The sequence below is a fragment of the Rudaea sp. 3F27F6 genome (assembly GCF_005503555.1).
In the GTDB taxonomy this organism is placed as follows: Bacteria; Pseudomonadota; Gammaproteobacteria; order Xanthomonadales; family Rhodanobacteraceae; genus Rudaea.
The window spans coordinates 200,901-224,110 of record NZ_SCNG01000004.1 but is presented as its reverse complement, the minus strand read 5'-3'; the positions used below and the strand labels follow the sequence as shown (position 1 = coordinate 224,110).

The following is a 23,210-nucleotide window of genomic DNA, read 5'->3' as shown; positions in this document are numbered from 1 at the left end:
GCATCCACACCGCCCGCCGGTGAATCATTCCCAGGCGGGCGGCGGCGATGCAGTGCGTTACCAGACCTCGCAGCGATCGGCCGCGGGGCGAACCATGGCCGCGTCGGCCTTGCACTGGAAGGTGTCCTTGAACGCGGGCAGGTTCGACAGCGGACCGTTCACGCGGTACTTGGCGATCGGATGCGGGTCGCCTTGCACCATCTTGCGCTGCGCTTCGGGACGGATCTCGTCGCCGCGCCACTGGCCCCAAGCGATAAAGAACTGCTGTTCCGGGGTGAAGCCGTCGAGGGTCGGCTCCGGCGCTTTACCTTCGCGCGATTTCTTGTAAGCGAGGAAGGCGAGCTTGGCGCCGCCGAGATCGGCGATCGATTCGCCGAGCACGAGCTTGCCGTTGTGGTGGATGTTCGGCTCGATAAAGTAACCGTCGAACTGCTTCACCACGCACTGCGCGCGCGCGTTGAATTTTTCTTTGTCCTGCGGCGTCCACCAGTTGCTCAGCGCGCCCTTCGCGTCGAACTGCGAACCTTCATCGTCGAAGCCGTGGGTGATCTCGTGGCCGATCACCACGCCGATCGCGCCATAGTTCACCGCGTCGTTCGCCTTCACGTCGAACGCGGGCGGTTGCAGAATGCCGGCCGGGAAAACGATCTCGTTGAGCAGCGGGTTGTAGTACGCGTTCGAGGTTGGCGGCGTCATGCCCCAGCGCGCGCGGTCGACTGGCTTGCCGATCTGGCCGCGGCCGTCGTCCACGTTCCAGCGCGACGCGGCGACCACGTCGTCCCAGTACGAGCCGCGCGAAATTTGCACGCCGGCGTAGTCTTTCCACTTGTCGGGATAGCCGACCTTAACGGTGAATGAGGCGAGTTTCTCCTGCGCCTTCTTCTTGGTCTCCGCGCTCATCCAGTCGAGATCGCGGATCACGTCGCCCATCGCGAGCAGGATGTACTTCGTCATCTCCTGCGTGCGCGCCTTGGCTTCGGGCGGGAAATATTTCTCGACGTATTTCTTGCCGAGCGCCTCGCCGAGCTGGTTGTCGGCGGATTCGGCGCAGCGCTTCCAGCGCGGCTTCATCTCCTTCGCACCGCTGAGATATTTGCCGTTGAAGGCGAAATTCTGCTCGACGAACGCTGCCGACAGCGAATCGGCCGCGGCGTTGAGCACCTGCCATTCGAGATAGCTGCGCCATTGCGCGACCGGCGTCGATTTCAGCTCTTTGTCGAACTGCTGCAGAAACTTCGGCTGGGTGACATTGAGGTCCGCATGCGCCAGCTTGCCCGCGTCGAAGTACGCGGCCCAGTCGAAACTCGGCGCGAGTCTGCCGAGATCGGCGAAGCGGGTCTTGTGATCCTGCTGCGTCGGGTCGCGCAGGGCAACATTGTCGAGCGAGGCTTCGGCGAGGCGCTTCTCGAACGCGAACACGGTCGCCGCATCTGATTTCGCTGCCGCGGGTTTTTCGCCGGCGAGTTCGAACATCTTCGCCACGTGCACGAGATATTTCTCGCGCGCTTCGGCGAAACGCTTTTCCGGCTTCAGGTAATAGTCGCGATCGGGCAGGCCGAGGCCGCCCGCGGTCAGGTGGGCGATCATCTGGGTCGGATCGTGCAAATCCTGCGCCGGCATCAGGCCGAACGGCACGGCGATGCCGATGTCGTGCAGATGAGCGATCGTGCGCTGCACATCGGCCGGCGTCTTCAACGCGCGCACTTCGTCGAGCAGCGGCTGCACCGGCTTGGCGCCGAGTGCATCGATGCGCGCGTCGTCCATGCACGCGGCATAAAAGTCGCCCGACAACTGCTCCGCGCTGCCCTTGGACCAATCGGTCTTCTTCGACACGTCGGTAAGGATGTCGCGCACGTGCTCCTTGTTGATTTCGCCCGATTCCCAACGCCGGCTCCAGCGGTCCATGTAGTCGGGGATCGGATGCGCGGTGCGCCAGGCGCCGTTGGCGTAGTCGAAGAAATCGTTGCACGCCGCGCCGTTGCGATTGATGTCACCCGCATCGATACCGTGCTGCGCATAAGCCGATACCGAGAACGCGGCACAGGCAAGGAACAGCACTTTCGGTCGTATCGACATGGCGGCGCTCCGGCAATGAAGTGGCGCCGATTCTATGCCCGCCGCCAAGCCGGCATATAGGCCGAAAGGCATGGATGCACGCTGCGCACGCCGCCAAGAATGTGCGGCAACGCAAGTTTGTCCGTGCTTTGAAATTGTATAACCCTGCGTGCAGCGGCTAGAGTGCGCCGCATGGATCGCTCCCTGCCGCCGCTGATTACGCGCCTGCGCCGCCGCCTTTTCGCGGTGGCGTGGTTCGGCGTGGTCGCGATCCTGTTCAAGGTCGGCGTGGCGATGGCGTGCTTGAGCGACGGTAGCCAGATGGACGCCGGTGCAAAGCCGAATGCGACCGCCACCGTCAGCGTGGCCGTCGCCGATAGCGGCGACGACGCCGTTGGCGCCGCCTGCTGGCATGCGAATTCCGGCGGCTGTCATTGTGGATGCCTGCACGGGTCCGCCTTGTCCACGCCGGTCGTGGCGCTGCCGTCGCTGGTTTTCTCCGGCGTTGCCTTGCCGATGACGGCAGCCTCGCCGCCGCTCTCACCGCGCGAATCCGTACTGCGCCCTCCAATCGTCTGACGTCGCACTGCAGGCGCCTTCCGCTCTGAGCGGAAGGTCTTGGTCGACTCAGAGGATTTTTCCATGTTCCTGTTTTTACTGGCGCGACGCCTCGTCGCGCGATCCGCCATGGCCGTGGCGGTCTTCACCTTTGCTGCGCAGGCGGCGTTCGCTGCTGAAGCCAGTGTCATGGCGCCGCTGCGCCAAGCCCTGCGCGGCGCATGGCAGCAACACCCGAGCTACCGCGCGACCGAAGCGCAAATCGCCGCCGCGCGCGCGCGGCTCGACGCCGCCGGCCAACCGCTCTACAACCCCGAACTGCAACTGACCCGCGACAACGGCGGCGAAGAGAAAACGCTCAGCGCAGGCTTGAACCTGACTTTGGATTTGAGTGGCAAGCGGCGCGTGCGCAGCGATGCGGCAAACGCCAAGCTCGATCTCGCCAGCGCGGAAGCGCACGTGCGTCGGCGCGACTTCGCCAGGCAATGGCTGACCGGCTGGGCCGATCTGCAGGCTGCGCAGCAGCAAGTCGCCACGGGGGACCGCCGGCTCGCCTTGATCACACGCTTCTCGACCTTGGCCGAAAAGCAGTTCACCGCCGGCGATATCTCCGGACTGGAACGCGATCTTGCTCTATTGGCCCGCGACGAAGCGCAGGCCGAACAGGCGCAGTTGCTCGCCGACCAGGCCGAAGCCGAGGCGAAGTTCCGCAGCGTCGGCGGTGTCGCCGAAGAGGTCGTATCGTCCGATATGGCCGCCGACGGATTTCCGCCGGCGCAACCCGCGACGGACGATCTGCAGACTCTGCCGGACTGGCAGGTTGCGCAGGCGATGGCAACAGCAAGCGACCGCGAAGTCGAAGTCGCGCGGCGCAACCGCGTCGCCGATCCCACCGTCGGCGTGTACGGCGGGCGCAAGGAATATCGCGCGGGCGGTCCGGCCGACCGGGTGTACGGAGTGACGCTGACGATTCCGCTGTTCGTGCGCAATTCCTACCGCGCCGAAGTCGTTGCCGCGCAAGCCGAGGCCGACGCCGCCCAAGCCGAATTGCAGCGCGTGCGGTTGGAACTGGAGGCCGAGCGCCGCCGCGCGGTCGACAGCTACGCTGCAGCGCGCGGCGCCTGGTCCGGCTGGCAGCGCAGCCGCGGCACCGACGTGACGCGCCGCGCCGATCTTCTCGAACGTTCCTGGCGCCAGGGCGAATTGTCGACGACCGACTACCTGCTGCAGCTGAAGCAGACCCTCGACACGCAATTGGCCGGCGCCAAGCTGCAGGCGCGGCTCTGGCGCACCTATACCGACTATCTGTCCGCGACCGGCCAGCTCGAAGAGTGGGCCGGACTGGAGCGCAACCTATGAGAACCCCGACGATGAATTCCCGATCGATATGGCGGCCGCTGACCGCGGCCGCGCTGCTCGCCCTCGGTGCTTGTTCCAAGGCGCCGCAAAACTCTTCCGCCCAACCTGCTGCGGCGAGCAACGGTAAAACTGCCGAGCAGGCGGGCAAAGGCGAGGCACATGAGGAAAATGAAAATGCGCGCAGCGTAAAGATGAGCGACGCGGCGCTCGACGCGGCCGGAATCCGCGTCGCCGTCGTACAGCCTTCGGTTGCCGGCGAGCAATTGCGCGCGCCGGGCGAAGTGCTCGACAACGCCTACGGCACCACGCTGATCACTCCGCGCGTGGAGGCGCTCGTCGTGCGCCGCGAAGCCAAGCTCGGCGACGAAGTGCGCGCCGGCACGCCGCTGGTCACTCTGGCCAGCGTGGCGGTTTCCGACGCACAGGCCGAGTTGCGTGTTGCCGAACAGGAATGGCGGCGCGTTTCCGAACTCGGCCCCGAGGCCGTGTCCGGCCGCCGCATCGGCGAGGCCAAAGTGGCGCTCGACCGCGCACGCGCCAAGGCGCAGGCGTACGGCCTGCCGGGCGCTTCGGCCGGCACGGTCAACGGCCAGTTCACTTTGAGCGCCCCGCACGAAGGCCGCATCACCGAGGACAATTTCGTTGTCGGCGAGCGCATCGAACCGGGCCGCACGCTCTATCGCTTGGTCGATGAGTCGATCGTCTGGGTCGACGCCAAGCTGCCGGCGGGCGCCGCGCCGCGCATCGTCGTCGGCAGCCCGGCGACGATCGTGATCGGCGACCGGCGCATCAGCGGCAAGGTGTTGCGCACCGCGCATCGCACTTCCGAAGCCACGCGCAACGCAGTGGTGCGCATCGAAGTGCCGAATCCCGACGACCGCCTGCACGGCGGCGATTTCGTCGACGTCTATCTGGACGCGGAAGCCGGCGCCGGCTCGCGCGGCGCGCTTGCGGTGCCGACTGCCGCGCTCGTGCAGTTTCAGGGCGACAGCGTGGTGTTCCGCAAGAACGCCGGCGGTGTCATCGAGGCGGTGCCGGTGCGCACCGGTGCGGTGATCGGCGACACCACGATCGTCGCCGAAGGCATCAGTCCTGGCGACGCGGTCGTTGTCGCGGGCGCGTTCGCGCTGAAGGCGCAGTTGCTCAAGGCACAACTGGGAGAAGGCGATGGTCACTGACAACCGCCGTCGCCGTGGAGGTGCGTCATGCTGAACCGCCTGGTCGAACTTTCGTTGCGCTACAAATTTCTCGTGGTGATCGCCTTCGCGGTCGTCGCCTTCCTCGGCTTCCGCGCCGTGCACACCGTGCCGATCGATGCGTTCCCGGACGTGACGCCGGTCCAGGTCAACGTCTATACCGAGTCGGCAGGACTCGCGGCCGAAGACGTGGAGCGGCTGCTGACCACGCCAGTCGAATCGGCTCTCGCCGGCTTGCCGAAAGTGCAGGAGATCCGCTCGGTCAGCTTGTTCGGTCTGTCGTACGTGTCGGTCTATTTCGAGGACGACATGAACATCTACTTCGCCCGGCAGCTGGTCAACGAGCGCCTGCAGGAAATCGGCGACCGCCTGCCGCAGGGCTACGGCAAGCCGGGCATGGGCCCGAACACGTCCGGCCTCGGCCAGGTTTATTGGTACACGGTGGAACGCGCGCCGGGTGTAAGCAAGGAGCAGGTCACCGACATGGACCTGCGCACCTGGCAGGAATGGACGATCCGCCTGATCCTGCGCACCGCGCCGGGCGTCGACGACGTGACTTCATGGGGCGGCGGCGAGCGCCAGTTCCAGGTGCGCATCGATCCGCAGCGCCTGTACGCGCGCGGCCTCGGCTTCGACGATGTCATCAGCGCGATTCCGGCGAACAACGGTCAGGTCGGCGGCAACGTCATGGACGTGGGCCGCGAACAGTTTCTTGTCCGCGGCCTGGGTCTGCTGAAGTCGGCGCAGGACATCGGCGCGATCGTGCTCAAGTCCGAAGACGGTGCGCCGGTCTATGTGCGCGACGTGGCAACGGTGACCGAAGCACCGGCGCCGCGCTTCGGCGCGGTGACTCGCGACGGCGAGGAAGTCGTCATGGGTCAGGCGCTCGCGCGCATCGGCGAAAACGCGAAGAGCGTGGTCGAGGCGGTGAAGAGCAAGCTCGACACGGTGCGGGCTGCCTTGCCGAACACGATGGTGCTCAAGCCGATCTACGAGCGCACCGATCTGGTCAACAAGGCGGTTGGAACCGCGGTGCGTGCGTTGATCGAAGGCTCGATCCTCGTTGCCGTGATTCTGTTTCTGTTCCTCGGCGAAGTGCGCTCGGCCGTCGTCGTCATTGTGACCTTGCCGCTGGCGATGCTGATCGCCTTCATCGGTATGGGCGAGTTCGGCCTCTCGGCGAACCTGATGTCGCTCGCGGGCCTTGCTATCGGCATCGGCATGATGGTCGACGGTGCTGTGGTCATGGTGGAGAACGCTTTCCGCATCATGGCCGAACGACTCGAACACGGCGAAAAGGTCGACCGCACCGCCGCGGTGCTCGCTGCGGCGAAGGAAGTCGCCAACCCGATCGCTTTCGCGATCATCATCATCATCGTCGTGTTCCTGCCGCTGTTCTCGCTGGAGGGCCTCGAAGGCAAGATGTTCAAGCCGATGGCGTTCAACATCGCCTTCGCCATGGCCGGTTCGCTGATCCTGAGCCTGACCCTGATACCGGTGCTGGCCTCGTTGATCCTCAAGCCGAAGGAAGAGCGCGACACCTGGCTCGTCGCACGCGTGAAGCGCGTCTACCGGCCGCTGCTCGACAAGGCACTGGCGAAAAAGAAGACGGTCGTGGTCAGCGCGATCGCTGCGCTCGTGGCGAGCCTGGCGATCTTTCCGTTCCTCGGCAAGGAGTTCATGCCGCAGTTGCAGGAAGGCTCGATCATGTGGCGCGTGACCGGCATTCCGTCGACGTCGCTCAACGAGTCGATCCGCACGAGCAACGTCATCGCGCAGGCGTTCAAGCAGTTCCCCGAAGTGGAAACCACGCTGGCGATGATCGGCCGCGCCGAAAAAGGCGAGACCGCAGACGTCAACTACATGGAGATCTACACCGCGCTCAAGCCCGAAGCCGAGTGGACCAGCGGCCGCAGCCTCAAGAAACTCGAGAGCGACATGCAGGAGACGCTCGAACGCGTCGTGCCGAACGTGGTGCCGAGCTATACGCAGCCGATCCAGATGCGCGTGGAGGAGCTGATTTCCGGCGTGCGCGCCACTCTCGCGCTGAAACTCTACGGCGAAGACCTCGCCCAGTTGGACAAGCTCAGCGCGCAGATCAAGGCCGCGCTCGGCAAGGTGCCCGGCGTGGCCGATTTGTCGCTCGAAGCCAACGTCGGCAAGCCGCAGATTCGCATCGCGGTGAATCGCGAGGAACTGGCGCGGCACGGCATGAATGCCGAAGACGTGCTGACCCTGGTGCGCAACGGCCTCGGCGGCGAGCCGGTCAGCGTCCTGCTCGACGGGGTCAAGCGCTTCGATATCGCGGTGCGTCTCGACGAGGCCACGCGTGATTCGGTCGAAGCTCTGCGCCGCATACCGCTGCGCACGTCGGGCGGCGCGATCGTGACCCTGGCAGAAGTGGCCGAAGTCAGCGTCGCCGAGGGATTTTCCTTCGTGCGCCGCGAGCAGTTGCAGCGCTATGCCGTGGTGCAGATGGACGTGCGCGGCCGCGACGTGGACGGCTTCGTCAAGGAGGCCGACGCGGCCATCGCCCAGCAGGTCAAGCTGCCGCCGGGTTATTGGGTCGAGTGGGGCGGCGCGTTCGAGAATCAGCAGCGCGCCTTGGCCAAATTGGCGGTGATCGTGCCGATCACGATCTTCTTCATCTTCGTGCTGCTCTACACCGCGTTCAATTCGGTGAAGTACGCGACCTTGATCATCGCCAACGTGCCGTTCGCGACCATCGGCGGCCTGATCGCGCTGTTCGTGACCGGGCAGTATCTGTCGGTGCCTTCGGCGATCGGCTTCATCGCCGTGTTCGGCGTGGCCATGCTCAACGGCATCGTGCTGGTGAGCTTCCTCAACGAACTGCGCGACAAGGGCCTGTCGGTGCGCGATGCCGTCGTGCAGGGCACGGCGCTGCGCCTGCGTCCGGTGCTGATGACCGCGAGCGTGGCGATCCTCGGCCTAGTGCCGATGCTGCTGTCGAGCGGCGTCGGTGCGGAAACCCAGCGCCCGCTCGCCACGGTTGTCGTCGGCGGCCTGATCAGTTCGACTCTGCTGACCCTGATCTTGCTGCCGGTGCTCTACGAATGGCTCGAACTGCGGGCCGAACGCAACACGCAAGGAGAAACGCCATGAAGCAGATCAAGGCATTCGTGCACCACAACCGCGTCGGCGATCTGGTCCGCGCTCTGGAGGAAGCCGACTTCCACCGGATCAGCCTGTTCGAGGTCAAAGGTTTCCTGCATGCGCTGCGCGCACGCGAGCAGGACTATTCGGTCGATCTCGGCGGCAAGGTCATCAACGAAGTCCAGGTCGAGGTGTGCTGCGACGATGGCGAAGTGTCGCGCGCGGTGGAGATCGTCCGCCGCGTCGCGCGAACCGGGCATGCCGATGCGGGCTGGATTTACGTCAGCCCGATCGAGCAGACCTTTGCCGTCGGCGATAACCTGTAGGCGCACGCCGGGCGCCACGCGATCACGAGTTCAGGAGACGAGCGATGAGTGCAGGACACGATCATGGTGCCGGCGAGATCCGGCACGAGCGGCCGCTGTGGTGGGCGTTCGGGTTGACGGCGACGTTCCTGGTCGCCGAGGTGGTCGGCGGCATCATGACCAACAGTCTGGCGTTGCTCTCGGACGCGGCGCATATGCTGACCGACGTGATCGCGCTGGCGATCTCGCTCGTTGCCGTGCGTCTCGGCCGGCGGCCTGCCGATGCGCGGCGCAGCTACGGCTACGCGCGCATGGAAGCGATCGGCGCGCTGGTCAACGGCGGCCTGCTGTTTCTCGTCGCCGGCTATATCCTGTGGGAGGCGGCCGGCCGCTTTCGACAAGTCGCCGAAGTCGCCTCGACCGGCATGCTCGTCATCGCCGTGCTCGGCCTCGTCGTCAATCTGATCTCGATGCGCCTGCTCAGTGCCGGCAGCGGCACCAGCCTCAACGTGCGCGGCGCCTATCTCGAAGTGTGGAGCGACATGCTCGGCTCGGTCGGCGTGATCGTCGCCGCCGTGGTGATCCAGTTCACCGGTTGGACCCTGGTCGATCCGATCATCGCCGTGCTGATCGGCCTGTGGATATTGCCGCGTACCTGGACTCTGCTGCGTCAGGCGGGCCACGTCCTTATGGAAGGCGTGCCGGAAGGCATGGACATTGCGGCAGTGCGACGCGAGATGCTCGCGACGGCGGGCGTGGAGCAGGTGCACGATCTGCATGCCTGGACGCTCGGTTCGCGCCAGTCTCTGCTGACCGCTCATGTCGTGCTGCAGGCGGGTGCGGATGCCGATCAGGTACGCCGCGCGCTGGCGGAAATGCTGGCGCGGCGTTTCGATGTGGATCACGCGACCTTGCAGATCGAATCTTCGCCGTGCGGCGACGATCATGCGCATGCGTGAAGCGCAGGACCGCTTCACAAGGCGCGTCCACTAATTTATTTTTATACAAATATACCGTCTCGTGACGGCGTTTTCGGGCAGTCCGGACGATTGCCTCGGGTCTACAGGGCGTGGTCGGCCTCAATCACAATAGGTAGTGGTTTTGTTCTCGGAAATGTGCCATATTTTGTGTCGTGGTACACAGGCGCGATGAGCGCGATCCGGAGGAGAAACTAAGGCAATTTTCGAGATCGACGGCGCACTTCGCGCCGGTGAATCGCGGCAAACATCGGGCGATGTTCTGCCTCTTCGCGGTAACCAAGAAAAAGCACTTGCGCGGCGCTGCGCAAAGGGTAAATTCGCAACACCGAATCGCGTCTCGCCGTTCGGGGTTGTTGCCGTCAGGAATTTTGATCTATTGCCTTAGAGAACCGGAGGGATATTTATGCAGAGCGTTGAGTCCATCGGCGAGGCCGCGAGCAATGCGGTCGGCGTCGTCGTAGAGAAAGCGCAGGAAGTCGGTCAGGCTGCGGTCGAGAAGACCGGCGCGGTCATGGCCGAAGTGAAAACCGCTGTGGTCAACACGGCAACGGCTGCGGGCAACACCGCGGTTGCGGCGAAAGATGCGGTCGTGAAGAAAGCCGTCGCAGTGAAGAAGGCCGTGGCGAAGAAGGCCGCCGCCGCTGCGAAGACGGTCAAGGCTGCCGCGAAGAAAGTCGCCAAGAGAGCCTCGGCCGACAAGGCGAAGGCCAAGAAGACGGTCAAGAAGGTCGAGAAGAAAGTCGCGAAGAAGGCCGTTGCCGACAAGGCCAAGGTCAAGAAGGCGGCCAAGAAAGTCGCAAAGAAAGTCGCGAAGAAGGTTGCGGCGGGCAAGAAGGCGATCCGTCGCGCCGTGAAGAAGGCAGTGCCGAAGAAAGCGGCCAAGAAGGTAGCAAAGAAAGTCGCCAAGAAGGCGCCGAAGAAAGTCGCGAAGAAGGCGAAGAAGCGCTGAGCGCAGACGGCGGGGCCGTCACGCGGCTTCGCCGTTTGCTGGGTAGTAACGGGAACAGAAATCGGTCGATGACGACCTCACAGGAAAGAGCCGGATCATCATGGCAATCAAGATCACGAAGAAAATCAAAGGCTACAGCGTAGGCAAGCCCGACGACGGCACGATCCCCACCGTCGGCCCCGATCCGCGCGATGCGATCGAGGTGCCGCCGAAGGCCGAAGTGATCCAGATGCACGAGAAGGTCGAGCGGCCGGACATGCTGGTCGGCTCCACCTACAAGATCAAATCGCCGTTGTTCGAGCACGCGCTCTACGTGACGATCAACGACATCGTGCTCAACGAGGGCACCGAGCACGAGCTGCGCCGCCCGTTCGAGATCTTCATCAACTCGAAGAACATGGACCACTTCCAGTGGATCGTGGCGTTGACGCGCATCATGTCCGCCGTGTTCCGCAAGGGCGGCGACGTCACCTTCATCGTCGAAGAATTGAAGGCCGTGTTCGATCCGCGCGGCGGCTACTTCAAGGCCGGCGGCGTCTACATGCCTTCGATCGTCGCCGAGCTTGGCGCGATCGTCGAGCAGCACCTCAAGATGATCGGCCTGCTGCACGATCCCGAACTCGACCCCGAGCAGCGCCGTCTGATCGCCGAGAAGCGCGCCGCGTACGAAGCGCGTGCGGCCGGCAACGACGCAAAAAAAAAGCCTGAACTAAGCGTCGAAAGCAAGGCCGAGGCAAAGCCCGCCGCCCCGCAGGATCTGAGCGCCGATCTCGCCGGCGTCGGCGGCGAATCCGCGCGCAAGACTGCCGAGATCGAACTCGTCGAACCTACCGCGAGCGGCTTCCCGGCCGGCGCGACCCTGTGCAACAAGTGCAACACGCAAGCGGTGATCCTTATGGACGGCTGCGCGACTTGCCTCAATTGCGGCTACTCGAAGTGCGGCTAACGCACGGTTGAGGCCTCCCTGCCATGACTTCCGTCGCCCATGCCACCGATGCGGACTTCGCCGCGCAAGTATTGCAGTCCGGCGTACCCGTGCTCGTCGATTTCTGGGGCGAATGGTGTGCGTCGTGCAAGATGATCGCACCGATGCTTGAAGACGTGGCGCGTGACTACGCGGGCAGGGTGAAAGTCGTGAAAGTCGACGTGGACAAGAACCAGCGCACCGCGATCACCTGGCGCGTGCGCTCGGCGCCGACCCTGCTTCTGTTCAAGAACGGCACTGTCGCGTCGACCCGGATTGGCTCGGTATCGAAGTCCCAGCTCGTGCAGATGGTCGAGCAGGTGCTGTAACAGTCCGTTCCTGGCACCGCCGCCAGGGCGGTTGCCGCTCCTTTCGCCTCATCTCGATCGGTATCTCCGTAGCCCCGAAATTGCGCGCTATTTGGCATGTCGCGAACAGTGCGACGTAGGCTGCGTTTTTGCTGCGTTGCATCGATTCAAATTTCAGGGAATCTTACGGTTTCTCTGTTAAACCTCGTTGCACAGAGGGAAACCAATCGCATTGGGGGCATTATGTTTTCCAAACGCAGTAGGCTCGGGGCTTGCTTTGTCTTTTTGGCCGCATCGCTCGCTTCGGGCGCGGCGGTTCAAGCGCAGACGTTGACCGTGGGATCGAGAGACGTTGCGGTGGCCGATCCGCTTGTGCCGCGTCCGCCGACTGCGCCGTGCACCGTCACCCTGTTTTCGGACCAGCAGTTCGTCGATTACAACGCGAAGCCGATCAGCTACACGCCGCCGAGCGGGTGCGCGGGTCCGTGGCAGAAGGTCGTGCTGAGCATCGACTACAACATCGTCGGCACGCGCCAGTACGATCGCACGGCGGAAATCTGGCTCGGCGGCGCGATCATCTATTTCGGTACGACGCAGGAACCGTCGATCGCCCCGCCCGCGGCCACGTCGTGGCACATCGAGCGCGATCTGACCGACTACAGCGCGCTGTTCGGCGCGAGCCAGGTCGGCCATGCGGACCTCGGCAACTTCGTCGGCGTCGACAGCGGCGTTACTTACGACGGCGTCATCACCGGCACGGCGACGCTGAATTTCTACCCGATGGTCGGCGGCGTACGCGAGGGATCGCCTGCGCCGCGGCCGGACTCAGTGCTGTCGCTCAATGCCACGGCGACCGCCGGCACGGGTACGTTGAACAAGCCTGGCGATCAATACGTCGCCAACTTCGCCGCGCTGCCGACGAACATCGAGCGCGCCTTCCTCGACGTCTATGCGCAGGGGCAGAGCAGCGACGAGTTCTGGTTCTTCAATCTGCCGGACGACATCGCCGGCGTGTTCGGCGACAACACCGGCACGGCCCTGCGCGAAACTCTGGTGACGATCGACGGCCAGCCGGCCGGCATCGCGCCGATTTTCCCGTGGGTGTTCACCGGCGGCGCCGATCCGATCCTCTGGCGGCCGACGCCGGGCGTGCAGACGCTGGCGTTCGAGGCGTATCGCGTCGACCTGACTCCGTTCGTCGGCGTGCTGAGCAACGGCAAGCCGCATGCGCTTGCGCTGAGCGTGTACAACTCGACCAGCTACTTCAACGTCGCCGGCAACCTGCTGCTCTATCTCGACCACGGCGGCACGCAGGTGACCGGTGCCGTGACCGCGAACAATCTCGTCGCGCTGCCGCCGGTGACTGTGACCGAAAACGTCAACGTGTCGGCGGACGGCTCGAGCGGTTCGGGCACGGTTCTGGTGACGTCGAATCGCAGCTACGCGATTTCCGGCACGGCGAACACGTCGCACGGCACGGTGACGACCCAGGTTGCCGCGAACATCGCTTTCTCGAGCAACCAGACCCTGCTGCAGACAAGCACGACGTTCAAGCAGGGCACGCTGCAGAACACCCAGATCGATCTGACGACCACGCGCAACGACGGCGACAATACGCTGGTCGTGCACGAGCAGCGCAGCTACCCGCTGACCTTCAAGCAGGAGCAGGTGCCGACCGCGGCGGGTGACGGCAGCTTCACACTGTTTACCTATGCCGATCAGGAGTTCGCGCAAAGCCTCACCGCGCCGACGCAGTGGGGAATTCCGGCGACGGCCTGGCGCGACAACCACGTGCTGTCGACGGTGACGCGCAACTACGATGCGAGCCACGCGCTGACCAGCGCGCCGGCATCGTCGACCCAGTTGTACGCTTACTCCAATCCGTACGGCGCCTGCTACAGCCGGCAGATTTTCTCGCAGAACCGCATGCTCACCGGCTGGCAGGATGGAACCGGCTGCGTGGCCGGAGTCAACATCCTGCCGTGGCGCGATCTCTTCGCGCAGGCGGCATCGAAGACGTTCGGCTCGACGGTCCAGTTGCTGCCGTAATCGTCGCAATGATGGGCGGGCTGCGTGACGCAGCTCGCCCCGCTGCGCCCGGTTGCCCGCGCCCGCGCCCGCGCGAGGCTTGCCACCGGCGGGGCGCAGCCTCATTTATCCAAGCCCGGCCTCGTCGTGGCGTAAGGTTTCGCGCCGATGCGCGATCCAATCCAGCATCCCCCTCTGGAAAAAAACGCCATGCTACGTTTGTTCTCGCTATTGCTTGGAGCGATCATGACTACTGCGATTGCCGTCGGCGCTGCGCCGGCCAAAACCGATGCTGCTGCCGATACGGTCACCCTCGGCGGCGGCTGCTTCTGGTGCCTCGAGGCCGTGTTCACCGAACTGAAAGGCGTGACCAAGGTCGAGTCCGGCTACGCCGGCGGCCATGTCGCCAATCCGACTTATGCGCAAGTGTCCGACGGCAACACCGGCCACGCCGAAGTCGTGCAGATCAGCTTCGATCCGAACGTGGTGACGCTCGATACGATCCTGCGTGCCTACTTCACTATTCACGATCCGACCACGCTCAATCGCCAGGGCAACGACGTCGGCCCGCAATACCGCTCGGTCGCGTTCTACCGCAACGACGCGCAGAAGGCGGCGATCGAGAAGGCGATCAAGGAGACGGCCGACAGCCACGAATGGAGCGGCACCATCGTCACCGAAGTCGTGCCGTTCACTGTGTTCTACAAGGCCGAAAACTATCACCAGGAATACTTCAAGTTGCACGGCGAACAGCCCTACTGCCAGCTCGTCGTTGCACCGAAGGTGGCGAAGTTCCGCAAGAAGTTTCACGATTTGCTGAAGTAAGTGCGTTGGCGCACGCACCCATGTCGCGCAACGCGACGACGGTACGTGCGCGAAGTGAGCCGGTTTATTTCTCGGGATTGCGGTGCTGGCACGGGCGCCGCAATCCGATGACGCCACTTTCTTTTGAGCAGGGTTTCTCGGCCTCTCGTACGGCCGTCGTTTCGAACTGTGCGGCCGTGCCATTCGACGCATCCGTCCGCACCTCATCGACAAGAACTCGCCGCCAAGCGCTCTCGGCAAGCGAAATTCCCGCCGGCAGTGCAGTTTGTTGCACCGCCTTTGCAATATCCCTTGGAAACGTTTACATTGCGCACCGCGTGTCGTGTAAACGTTTGCAGAAATAACGATAGGCAAGCTTGCTGGCACGAGCCGTAAACAACGTCATATGCACTACGCGGGAGGGCGGAAGGCATGGCGGTAACCATACGTGATGTCGCGCGCGAGGCACGGGTGTCCGTGGCTTCGGTGTCGCGCGCACTCAACGGCCACACCTCCGTCACCGACGAGACGCGCCAGCGCATCACCAGTATCGCCGCGCGCCTGCGCTACGTGCCCCACAGCGCCGCGCGCAGCCTGATCACCAAGCGCACGCAGACGATCGGCGCGCTGCTGCCTGACCTGTACGGCGAATTCTTCTCCGAGCTGATTCGCGGCATCGATCTCGCCGCGCGCGCGCGAGGTCTGCACCTGCTCGTCTCCTCTTCGCATGGCGATACCGACGAGGCCGCTACCGCGCTGCGCGCGATGCAGGGCCGCGTCGACGGCATGCTGATCCTCTCCCCGCACGTCGACGCTGCGTTTCTGCGCGCGAACCTGCCGGAATCCACGCCCGCCGTGCTGCTCAACTCCGCGCTCAAGAGCCCGCAGTTCGACGTGCTCAATATCGACAACTACGGCGGCGCACACGCGATGACCCGGCATCTGCTCGATGCGGGCCACACGAGCGTCGCCTTCATCAGCGGCCCCGAAGACAACTTCGACGCGCAGCAGCGCGAGCGCGGCTATCGCGAAGCGATGACCGCATTCGCGCCGAAGGCCGCCGTGAAAGTCGTGAAAGGCGATTTCAGCGAAGACTCCGGCTATGCCGCCGGCCGCGCACTCGCGAAAGGCGGCAAGTCGCCGCGCGCCGTATTCGCGGCGAACGACATGATGGCCGTCGGTTGCCTGCGTGCATTCACCGAGGCCGGCCTTTCTGTGCCGCAGGACGTCGCGCTCGCGGGCTTTGACGACATCCCGATCGCGCGCTACGTCACGCCGGCTCTGACCACCGTGCGCGTACGCATCGCCGATCTTGGTCGCAATGCACTCGAACGCGTCGCCATCGCGATCGAGAAGCCGAATCAACAACGCCGTGCCGCACCGACCCTGGCCTGCGAGGTCGTTGTGCGTGCCAGCTCCGGCGGCCACTGAAACCGGGAGAAGAATCGCAACATCGCCGCAATCAAGAAACGTAGTAACACAGCCACTTAGAAATGTTCGCCTTGGGAGGAGAACTCATGAGAAAGCCACTGCCCTTTAAGAAGAAAATCCTCGCCTCACTGATTCGCAGCGCCGTCATTGCCACTGTGGCGATGCCGGCGATGAGTTGGGCGCAATCGTCGGATGCCGGTTTACGCGGCAAGGCGCCGCCGCAGATGCAGGTCACCGCGAAAAATCTCGACACCGGCTTACGCCGCACTACGACGAGCGCTGCCGACGGCAGCTATGCCCTGGTCGGCCTACCGCCTGGCCGATATCAAGTCGACGCCGGTCCCGGTACGGAAAAAGTCGTCATCCTCGCCGTGGCGACCACGGGCACGCTCGACTTTGCTGCGCCGACGGGAGCGACCGCACCTTCTACCGGGGCGGCGACGCTCGAAGGCATTACCGTTACAGGGACGGCGTTAACCGAAGTGAAGACCTCGGAAATTGGGACCAACGTATCGCTTGAGCAGATTCGCCGGATTCCGCAGATCACGCGCAACTTCCTCGAATTCGCCGACACCGTCCCCGGCATGAAATTCCAGGTCGACAGCGACGGTCATACGCAGTTGCGCGGAGGTGCTCAGACGACGAGTGCGATCAATGTTTACATCGATGGCGTCGGCCAGAAGGGCTACGTGCTGACCGGCGGCGTGTCAGGCCAGGATCAGAGCCAAGGTAATCCGTTTCCGCAGCTTGCGATCGGCGAATACAAGGTTATCACCTCGAACTACAAGGCTGAGTTCGATCAGATCGGCAGCGCGGCGATCGTTGCGCAGACCAAGTCGGGAACGAATGAGTTTCACGGTGAAGTCTTCGGCACGCACAGCGATCAAGATTGGCGTGCGCGCACACCAGCCGAGGCCAATGCCAACGGTAAGGTTCCCACCTATACGGACGAGTTCGGCTTTGCCATCGGCGGCCCGATCATCCAGGACAAGATGCATTTTTTCTTCTCCTATGAAGGAAAAAATTTCTCCACACCACAAACGGTGAAGCCGGGCGACCTGGTCGGCCTCGATCAATACCTCCCGCCCGCGGCACGCGCACAGTTGGGCCCGACCAACAAACCGTTCTTCGAGGATCTCTATTTCGGCAAGATCGACTGGGAGATCGGTGATCGGGACCGCATCGAGGTGAGCGCGAAATATCGCAACGAGGCTGGCCGCGACGACGTAGGCGATCAAACGGCGGCATCGGCATCGAAGAAGCTGGCCAACAATGACAAACGCTACGACCTGCGTTGGGAGCACACGGCTGACTCTTGGTACAACGACCTGAAGCTCACCTATGAAAGCGCGTTCTACAATCCGACGGCCTACACCTTCGGTAATCAGAACAACTACACCAACGGCACTGACCAGAACAAACTGGTGTTGCGGACCGACGCGACCTCGGGCCTGTCGATCCAAGACAAGGGACAGAAGGGCCCAGCAATCCAGGACGACCTGACCTTCAACAACCTCAACTGGATGGGCGACCACACCATCAAGATGGGCTTCAAGATCAAGCAGGTCGAGCTGACCCAGTCGGAGAATGCGGCGATCAATCCGCAGTTCTTCTACGCCATCGGCCCAAACTTTCCGGCCAACTTGCCGCCGTACTTGGTCAAGTTCAGCACCCCATTCCCCGGCACGTCGCCGATCATAACTTCCAAGAACAAGCAGTACGGCCTGTACATCCAAGATGACTGGGACGTCAACGACAAACTTCAGCTCAATCTCGGCGTGCGCTGGGACTACGAGAAAATTCCCTCGTACGAAAACTTCGTCACTTTCCCGGAAGCGATCGCGGCATTCAATGCGCAGGATCCCAACGCGCCGGCAGGTCAGACCTACGCACAGTCGTTGGCCAAGGGCGGCATCAACATCAACGACTACATCAGCAACGGCCACAACCGCAAGACGCCGAAGGATTCGTTTGCTCCTCGCCTGGGCTTCTCCTACGACCTCAATGGTGACCAGGAACATGTGATCTACGGCGGCGCTGGACGAAGCTACGATCGCAACTTGTTCGACTACATGGGGCTGGAGCCGGTCAAAGGTGCGTTGACCGAGACCGATGTTTTCTTCAATCCCGTGGCCGGATGCAACCCGTCTAATACCTGTGTGAATTGGGATCCGAAGTATCTCGGCGGTATGGGCGCCTTGGCGTCTTTGGTTACGGCGAAAGGGCGCAATTCGGAAGTTGATCTGCTCAACAACAACCTAAAAGTGCCGTACACGGATCAGTTCAGCATTGGCATGCGCAACAAAGTTGGTGACTGGAACACGAGCGCCACGCTGGCGTATCTCCATAGCAAGGACGGGTTCGCATTCACTCTTGGTAATCGCTACCCGGACGGTTCGTTCTTCAAGGACGGCGGCCAGCCGTGGGGTAACTCTCCTCCCGGCCTGGGTGCGCTGATCCTGGGTGACAACGGCATTGAAACCAAGACGGCTCAGCTGTTGCTGTCGGCTGAAAAGCCGTACACCAGAGATTCGGGCTGGGGCGCCACCTTTGCGTATACCTACTCGCACGCAAGAGGTAATCGTGGCGGCGACGAACACTACGCGTTCGACGGAGCGACGATCCACGATTACCCATTTATTCCGCTTGCAGCGGTGCCCAAGCACCGCTTCGTGGCAACTGGCACCTACGATGGCTGGTGGGACATGACTTTTACCGGCAAGTTGACGTTGGAGACGACCTCTCCATATAACGATGTCAAAAGTCAGGGGGATATTGGCGGGCCGCCCAACGGAATCCCTGCTCGGTTCTATGCGGCAGTCAATCCGCCGGGAAAGAGTTTCTTGGTCGGAGGGCCGATCTTCGGCGTGCGCCAGATCGATCTTTCGGTGAACAAGAATTTCGATTTGACCCGCGGTATGACGTTCTATGTCCGTCTCGACGCGATCAATATTTTCAACTTCATCAACTACAAGGACTACCTGATCAACTGGGGCAGCAACGGTGTGTATCACCCCATCGCACTCTTCAACACCAATGGGGACACGTGGACTCCTGTACGCACGGTCAAGCTGACCGCAGGTTTCCGCTTCTGACGATGCGCTCGTCTGTTTCGAGACAAAGCCCGCTTCGGCGGGCTTTGTCTTAGGGCGTCACCTGGATTGAGGTGAAAGCTATTTCCTTATCTAGGGAAGAACATAGCCTCAAGTGCCGAAGATGTTCGAGGTCGGGGGTTGCTATAAGCAACATCGTTCATTCGAGGTACGCCTGCAACCTCAAATGCTCGAACTTCTGGTCTGGATGTGGCCCGGCACGTGTCCGTTGGGGTAGAGGGGGCGATGGACGTGCCATCGCCCCAGTTCTGATTTTTCAGGTATTGCGCCGAACTCTGATTTCGTCTTCGAGGTTTAGCCGGACGGCAAAGGAAATGTGGCTACGCCAACACTAAAACTTACGTTAATATCTGTTCCTTGCGGACGGGCTTCAATTATATACGTACCTGGAGGCACGTTATTTTGCGGAGTACATAGCGCAACTGGTGTAGTTTGAATCTGAGGGGTTACACAAATATAAATGTTATCTTGATTGATATCTTTATCGTGGATAAATTGTCGCAGGGTACTCCAGTCAAAAGATGCTTCATCTCCTTCTATTTTGTAGCCTACAGCTGCAACCGGAGCGGAATAGGCTTCCGATCCACCCCACCAGCCGATTTGACTTCCTGAGACATGAAAATACATGTACGAAGTTCGATAGCCATCATGAGCGCACGGGGCAACGAAATAATAAGCGCCTTCGCCTGATAGGCAAATCGCTGCCGCCGTGGCATTCGTTATAGATAATGCGAAGAGTATGAAACTCGAAAAAGTTTTTTTCATCTGCATGACTCCATGAAATAAACGGATGTATTAAAAATATTGCTGTCTTTTGTCACGGCATATTCAGTCTATAGCAGGCAAGAAGATTTATGCGATTTTTAATGAAAATTTCATAAAGGATGATCTGGGTGGATTTTCACGAATCCGCACTCGTTTCATCCAATGGGTGAAAACAAAGCATGACTGACAATCGCATCAAGAGCATTGTTGTCGTCGGCGGAGGTAGTGCCGGATGGATGGCTGCCGCCGGATTGGCCAAGATCATGGGCAGGGATTATTCGATCCGACTAATCGAGTCTGAGGAAATAGGGACTATAGGCGTGGGTGAGGCAACTGTTCCGCACCTGAAGGCTTACAACCACACGCTTGGCATTATCGAAGTCGATTTCATCAAGCAGACTCAGGGCACGTTTAAGCTCGGCATCGAATTTGTCGATTGGGCGCGCATCGGCGACTCCTACGTACACGGCTTCGGGCAAATCGGGCATGACTACGCGTCAGTGCCGTTCCATCAGTACTGGCTCAAGGCTCACAAGCAAGGCAACGCCAGCGAAATCGGCGACTATTCACTCAATACGCTTGCTTCGGTAAAAGGCAAGTTCATGACTTCGGCGGGTGACGTCAATGAAGCCTCGCCCCTCGCGAATATCGCCTACGCTTACCACTTCGACGCGGGGCTGTATGCCAAGTTTTTGCGCACGTTCGCCGAAAAGCACGGTGTGCGCCGTACCGAGGGCAAGGTCACCCGGGTGATCCAGCGCCCGGGCGACGGCTATATCGATGCGGTCGTGATGGAGAACGGCGAAAGGATTTCCGGCGATCTATTCATCGATTGCTCTGGGTTTCGCGGATTGCTGATCGAGCAGACCCTGAAGGCCGGCTACGAAGATTGGTCGCACTGGCTGCCTTGCGATCGCGCAGTGGCGATGCCGTGCGAGAACGTTGGGCCGCCGACGCCGTTCGTGCGTTGCACGGCGCGCGAAGCAGGCTGGACCTGGCGCATCCCGCTGCAGCACCGCACCGGCAACGGCTACGTCTATTCGAGCAAATATATCAGCGATGACGAGGCGGCGGCCAATCTGACGAAATGGATTGACGGCCGCGCGCTCGGGTCGCCGCGCGTCCTGCGTTTTGTGCCGGGCCAGCGCAAGAAATGCTGGGACAAGAACGTCGTCGCGATCGGCTTGGCCAGCGGTTTTCTCGAGCCGCTCGAATCGACGAGCATTTTTCTGATCCAGTCGGCGATTGCTCGTTTGATTAATCTGTTCCCAGATCGTGGTTTCAGCGATGTGATTCGCGATCGCTACAACGCGCAGGCGGCGTTCGAGATCGAACGCATTCGCGATTTCATCATCCTGCATTACTGCGCGACCGAACGCGACGACTCGCCGTTCTGGAACTATTGCCGCACGATGTCGATACCGAAGGAACTGGCCGACAACATCCGCTTGTTCCGCGATAGCGGGCGCTTCTATCGCAACGCCGAAGAAATGTTCGCCCAACCCAGTTGGGTCGAAGTGATGATCGGGCAACGCATCATCCCCGAGCGCTGGCATCCGATGGTCGACCAGATGCCCCAGGCCGAACTCGAAGAATTTGTCGGTGGCATCAAGAAAGTGATCGCCAACTGTGTCGACCTTATGCCTCCCCACCAGGCATTCATCGATCGCTATTGCAAGGCGCCGGCGCCATGATCTGGTATTGCAGTGGCGTGCGACATCTGCGCATCCATTCGACGCAGGCGAGAGTTTCTAGTCGGATCATTTTCAGAATTGAGTTTGCAGCCCGGACGGGCTGCTCGCATTGAGGCGCTGGGCGTCGAGATGCCATTCGCGGGGCTGCTTCACGATGAGCCTCACTTGCCGGCTGCAATCTTGGGAAGGGTTGCCGCGGTGTTTCAGAACGACGGAGGTTATGAGATGAAAGCGAAACAGATTGCCGCTGCGTTGGCTTTGCTTCTTGTCGGAACAGGCATGGGTCACGCTGCAAACATTGTCGCCACGGGGCCGAAAACGGCCGTCCAGTTCGATATCTGGGCGGGACGGACTGCTCCGGGCGCGTCTTACTACAGCGTCTACGTGGGCGGACAGTTCGTCTGCACCACGCCCGGTGCCTTCCTCACGCCGCACTGGACATGTACCGGACCGGTGAACCTGCCGGCTGGCACCTATCCCGTTACGACGACGCCGTATGGATTTGGCGGTGATTCTTATTGGAATACTCAGGCTTACAACCTCACCGTAGGGCCGTAGCTGGACAACTGCGGGTGGGCTGCATTGGTGCAGCTCATCCGCAGCCCGGCCGATTCGTTCGCGCTTTATGAGATCGATATTCTGGAAATCCATCCTTGGCGCCGTCGTGGTGGCCGGAGGAATTTTGATTGGCGTTGAGATCATTCACCACCGCGGGTCCGGGTCATCGGGAAATACGGTCAGTGGTCTCGCGAGGAACGTGGATAACTCAAAACAATTCGATGCGGCGATTGTCGTTCCGCACGAGCGCGCACAAAGCGCGATCGATTCGAATCAGCTGCGATCTTTCTTGTCGCCGGGTGATTCGTTGCCTGACCATGTCGTCGATGCCAGGCGGGAAGACGCGTCACGCGGAGTGCCGGATGCCATGCGTGAGATGGGCCAGGCGCTGGCTGCATGCGCTCGCCGCGACAAGCGCAGCGACGCCGACTACGAGACCGCACAAATCGATGTGCAATTGCAAGTTGAAGCAGCAATGAAAAACCGGGGAGGCCGCCCTTCTTCCGATGATCAGATCAAGAATGTCGCGAAAGCCATGCAAAACAGAAAAGCCCTCGACGAGTCCTGTGCAAAACTCGAGCGCGGGCAGATCGATTCTTGGCCGCAATGGCTCGAACGCGCTGCCCTCGCAGGCGATGCACAGGCCAAGCGCGACTACACCCATTGGGCTTACGACGAATACCGCACACAAGGCTTGCAACCGGCGGACTTGGACGAAGCACTAAGGCGCCGCGATCTTGTCGCGCAGTTTGCCTCCGACCTCCTCGCGCAAGGGGACTGCAGCGCTTTGAACGAGCTGCAGTGGGCCGTGCCCGATGCGGTACAGTCATACGCGTATCGGCTTAGCCTTCAGCAGTATTTGAGAAAGAAGATATCTTCCCAGGGCGGAGATCCCGATGCACTTTCCGAGTTCGATGCGTTTCTCGCCGATCAAGGCAAGCAACTGACGCCGCAGCAACTGAGTGCCGCGAACGAAAAGGCGGTTCTCGTGATGCAGACGTATTGCAGTCATTGATCGTCGCCGAGGAG

General features: G+C 61.8%; 18 protein-coding genes. 16 read left to right on the top strand and 2 right to left on the bottom strand.

The features are described 5' to 3' along the window. Positions 1-57: 57 nt before the first annotated feature. Positions 58-2,076: a M13 family metallopeptidase gene (locus FFS30_RS16385; protein ID WP_171014679.1), complete on the bottom strand. Its 2,019-nt coding sequence runs from the start codon at positions 2,074-2,076 to the stop codon at positions 58-60. Positions 2,077-2,247: 171 nt separating this feature from the next. Between FFS30_RS16385 and FFS30_RS23905 the strand changes: the two genes are divergently transcribed. From FFS30_RS23905 to FFS30_RS16325, 13 genes are all read left to right on the top strand, one after another. Continuing rightward, the gene (locus FFS30_RS23905) at positions 2,248-2,634 is read left to right on the top strand and encodes a hypothetical protein (RefSeq protein WP_171014678.1); all 387 of its coding nucleotides are present in this window, start codon (positions 2,248-2,250) and stop codon (positions 2,632-2,634) included. A gap of 63 nt (positions 2,635-2,697) precedes the next feature. Further along, the gene (locus FFS30_RS16380) at positions 2,698-3,972 is read left to right on the top strand and encodes a TolC family protein (protein ID WP_137914254.1); all 1,275 of its coding nucleotides are present in this window, start codon (positions 2,698-2,700) and stop codon (positions 3,970-3,972) included. Between the two features lie 11 nt (positions 3,973-3,983). Further along, positions 3,984-5,150, top strand: coding sequence for an efflux RND transporter periplasmic adaptor subunit (locus tag FFS30_RS16375; protein WP_171014677.1), 1,167 nt, complete (start codon positions 3,984-3,986; stop codon positions 5,148-5,150). A 27-nt stretch (positions 5,151-5,177) separates the two neighbouring features. Continuing rightward, positions 5,178-8,291 carry a CusA/CzcA family heavy metal efflux RND transporter gene (locus tag FFS30_RS16370; protein ID WP_137914252.1) on the top strand — a complete coding sequence of 1,038 codons (3,114 nt, stop codon included), beginning with the start codon at positions 5,178-5,180 and terminating at the stop codon, positions 8,289-8,291. Beyond that, positions 8,288-8,608 carry a P-II family nitrogen regulator gene (locus FFS30_RS16365; RefSeq protein WP_137914251.1) on the top strand — a complete coding sequence of 107 codons (321 nt, stop codon included), beginning with the start codon at positions 8,288-8,290 and terminating at the stop codon, positions 8,606-8,608. The genes FFS30_RS16370 and FFS30_RS16365 overlap by 4 nt, the downstream gene beginning before the upstream one ends. 44 nt (positions 8,609-8,652) lie before the next feature. After that, entirely contained in the window at positions 8,653-9,546 is an 894-nt protein-coding gene (locus FFS30_RS16360) for a cation diffusion facilitator family transporter (protein WP_137914250.1), read from the top strand. A 424-nt stretch (positions 9,547-9,970) separates the two neighbouring features. Next, positions 9,971-10,516 carry a hypothetical protein gene (locus FFS30_RS16355; RefSeq protein WP_212742495.1) on the top strand — a complete coding sequence of 182 codons (546 nt, stop codon included), beginning with the start codon at positions 9,971-9,973 and terminating at the stop codon, positions 10,514-10,516. Positions 10,517-10,616: 100 nt separating this feature from the next. Beyond that, positions 10,617-11,462, top strand: a complete 846-nt coding sequence (locus tag FFS30_RS16350) for an NrdJb (RefSeq protein ID WP_137914249.1) — start codon at positions 10,617-10,619, stop codon at positions 11,460-11,462. A 23-nt stretch (positions 11,463-11,485) separates the two neighbouring features. Next, positions 11,486-11,809 (top strand): thioredoxin, encoded by a 324-nt coding sequence (gene trxA, locus FFS30_RS16345; protein WP_137914248.1) that lies wholly within the window; start codon positions 11,486-11,488, stop codon positions 11,807-11,809. A 336-nt stretch (positions 11,810-12,145) separates the two neighbouring features. After that, positions 12,146-13,837 carry a peptide-N4-asparagine amidase gene (locus tag FFS30_RS16340; RefSeq protein WP_171014676.1) on the top strand — a complete coding sequence of 564 codons (1,692 nt, stop codon included), beginning with the start codon at positions 12,146-12,148 and terminating at the stop codon, positions 13,835-13,837. Positions 13,838-14,062: 225 nt separating this feature from the next. Next, complete coding sequence (msrA, locus tag FFS30_RS16335; RefSeq protein ID WP_137914246.1) at positions 14,063-14,641, top strand: peptide-methionine (S)-S-oxide reductase MsrA; 579 nt, start codon at positions 14,063-14,065, stop codon at positions 14,639-14,641. 411 nt (positions 14,642-15,052) lie between these two features. After that, positions 15,053-16,051 carry a LacI family DNA-binding transcriptional regulator gene (locus FFS30_RS16330; protein WP_137914245.1) on the top strand — a complete coding sequence of 333 codons (999 nt, stop codon included), beginning with the start codon at positions 15,053-15,055 and terminating at the stop codon, positions 16,049-16,051. A gap of 86 nt (positions 16,052-16,137) precedes the next feature. Next, a complete protein-coding gene (locus tag FFS30_RS16325) occupies positions 16,138-19,146 on the top strand; it encodes a TonB-dependent receptor (protein WP_137914244.1) in 3,009 nt (1,002 codons plus the stop codon). Between the two features lie 312 nt (positions 19,147-19,458). Here the strand turns inward: FFS30_RS16325 and FFS30_RS16320 are convergent, their stop codons facing one another. Then, a complete protein-coding gene (locus FFS30_RS16320) occupies positions 19,459-19,929 on the bottom strand; it encodes a hypothetical protein (RefSeq protein WP_137914243.1) in 471 nt (156 codons plus the stop codon). Positions 19,930-20,108: 179 nt separating this feature from the next. On the opposite strand from FFS30_RS16320, the gene FFS30_RS16315 reads away from it, so the two are divergent. The 3 genes from FFS30_RS16315 (at position 20,109) to FFS30_RS16305 (ending at position 23,196) form a co-directional block, all read left to right on the top strand. Continuing rightward, entirely contained in the window at positions 20,109-21,623 is a 1,515-nt protein-coding gene (locus tag FFS30_RS16315; RefSeq protein ID WP_137914242.1) for a tryptophan halogenase family protein, read from the top strand. A 279-nt stretch (positions 21,624-21,902) separates the two neighbouring features. After that, the gene (locus tag FFS30_RS16310; protein ID WP_137914241.1) at positions 21,903-22,181 is read left to right on the top strand and encodes a hypothetical protein; all 279 of its coding nucleotides are present in this window, start codon (positions 21,903-21,905) and stop codon (positions 22,179-22,181) included. A 67-nt stretch (positions 22,182-22,248) separates the two neighbouring features. Continuing rightward, positions 22,249-23,196 carry a hypothetical protein gene (locus tag FFS30_RS16305; RefSeq protein ID WP_137914240.1) on the top strand — a complete coding sequence of 316 codons (948 nt, stop codon included), beginning with the start codon at positions 22,249-22,251 and terminating at the stop codon, positions 23,194-23,196. Positions 23,197-23,210 lie beyond the last annotated feature (14 nt).

Coding starts and splice junctions, on each gene's coding strand:
- FFS30_RS16385 (WP_171014679.1), bottom strand. CDS start 2,076: ATGTCGATACGACCGAAAGTGCTGTTCCTTGCCTGTGCCGCGTTCTCG.
- FFS30_RS23905 (WP_171014678.1), top strand. CDS start 2,248: ATGGATCGCTCCCTGCCGCCGCTGATTACGCGCCTGCGCCGCCGCCTT.
- FFS30_RS16380 (WP_137914254.1), top strand. CDS start 2,698: ATGTTCCTGTTTTTACTGGCGCGACGCCTCGTCGCGCGATCCGCCATG.
- FFS30_RS16375 (WP_171014677.1), top strand. CDS start 3,984: ATGAATTCCCGATCGATATGGCGGCCGCTGACCGCGGCCGCGCTGCTC.
- FFS30_RS16370 (WP_137914252.1), top strand. CDS start 5,178: ATGCTGAACCGCCTGGTCGAACTTTCGTTGCGCTACAAATTTCTCGTG.
- FFS30_RS16365 (WP_137914251.1), top strand. CDS start 8,288: ATGAAGCAGATCAAGGCATTCGTGCACCACAACCGCGTCGGCGATCTG.
- FFS30_RS16360 (WP_137914250.1), top strand. CDS start 8,653: ATGAGTGCAGGACACGATCATGGTGCCGGCGAGATCCGGCACGAGCGG.
- FFS30_RS16355 (WP_212742495.1), top strand. CDS start 9,971: ATGCAGAGCGTTGAGTCCATCGGCGAGGCCGCGAGCAATGCGGTCGGC.
- FFS30_RS16350 (WP_137914249.1), top strand. CDS start 10,617: ATGGCAATCAAGATCACGAAGAAAATCAAAGGCTACAGCGTAGGCAAG.
- trxA (WP_137914248.1), top strand. CDS start 11,486: ATGACTTCCGTCGCCCATGCCACCGATGCGGACTTCGCCGCGCAAGTA.
- msrA (WP_137914246.1), top strand. CDS start 14,063: ATGACTACTGCGATTGCCGTCGGCGCTGCGCCGGCCAAAACCGATGCT.
- FFS30_RS16330 (WP_137914245.1), top strand. CDS start 15,053: ATGGCGGTAACCATACGTGATGTCGCGCGCGAGGCACGGGTGTCCGTG.
- FFS30_RS16325 (WP_137914244.1), top strand. CDS start 16,138: ATGAGAAAGCCACTGCCCTTTAAGAAGAAAATCCTCGCCTCACTGATT.
- FFS30_RS16320 (WP_137914243.1), bottom strand. CDS start 19,929: ATGAAAAAAACTTTTTCGAGTTTCATACTCTTCGCATTATCTATAACG.
- FFS30_RS16315 (WP_137914242.1), top strand. CDS start 20,109: ATGACTGACAATCGCATCAAGAGCATTGTTGTCGTCGGCGGAGGTAGT.
- FFS30_RS16310 (WP_137914241.1), top strand. CDS start 21,903: ATGGGTCACGCTGCAAACATTGTCGCCACGGGGCCGAAAACGGCCGTC.
- FFS30_RS16305 (WP_137914240.1), top strand. CDS start 22,249: ATGAGATCGATATTCTGGAAATCCATCCTTGGCGCCGTCGTGGTGGCC.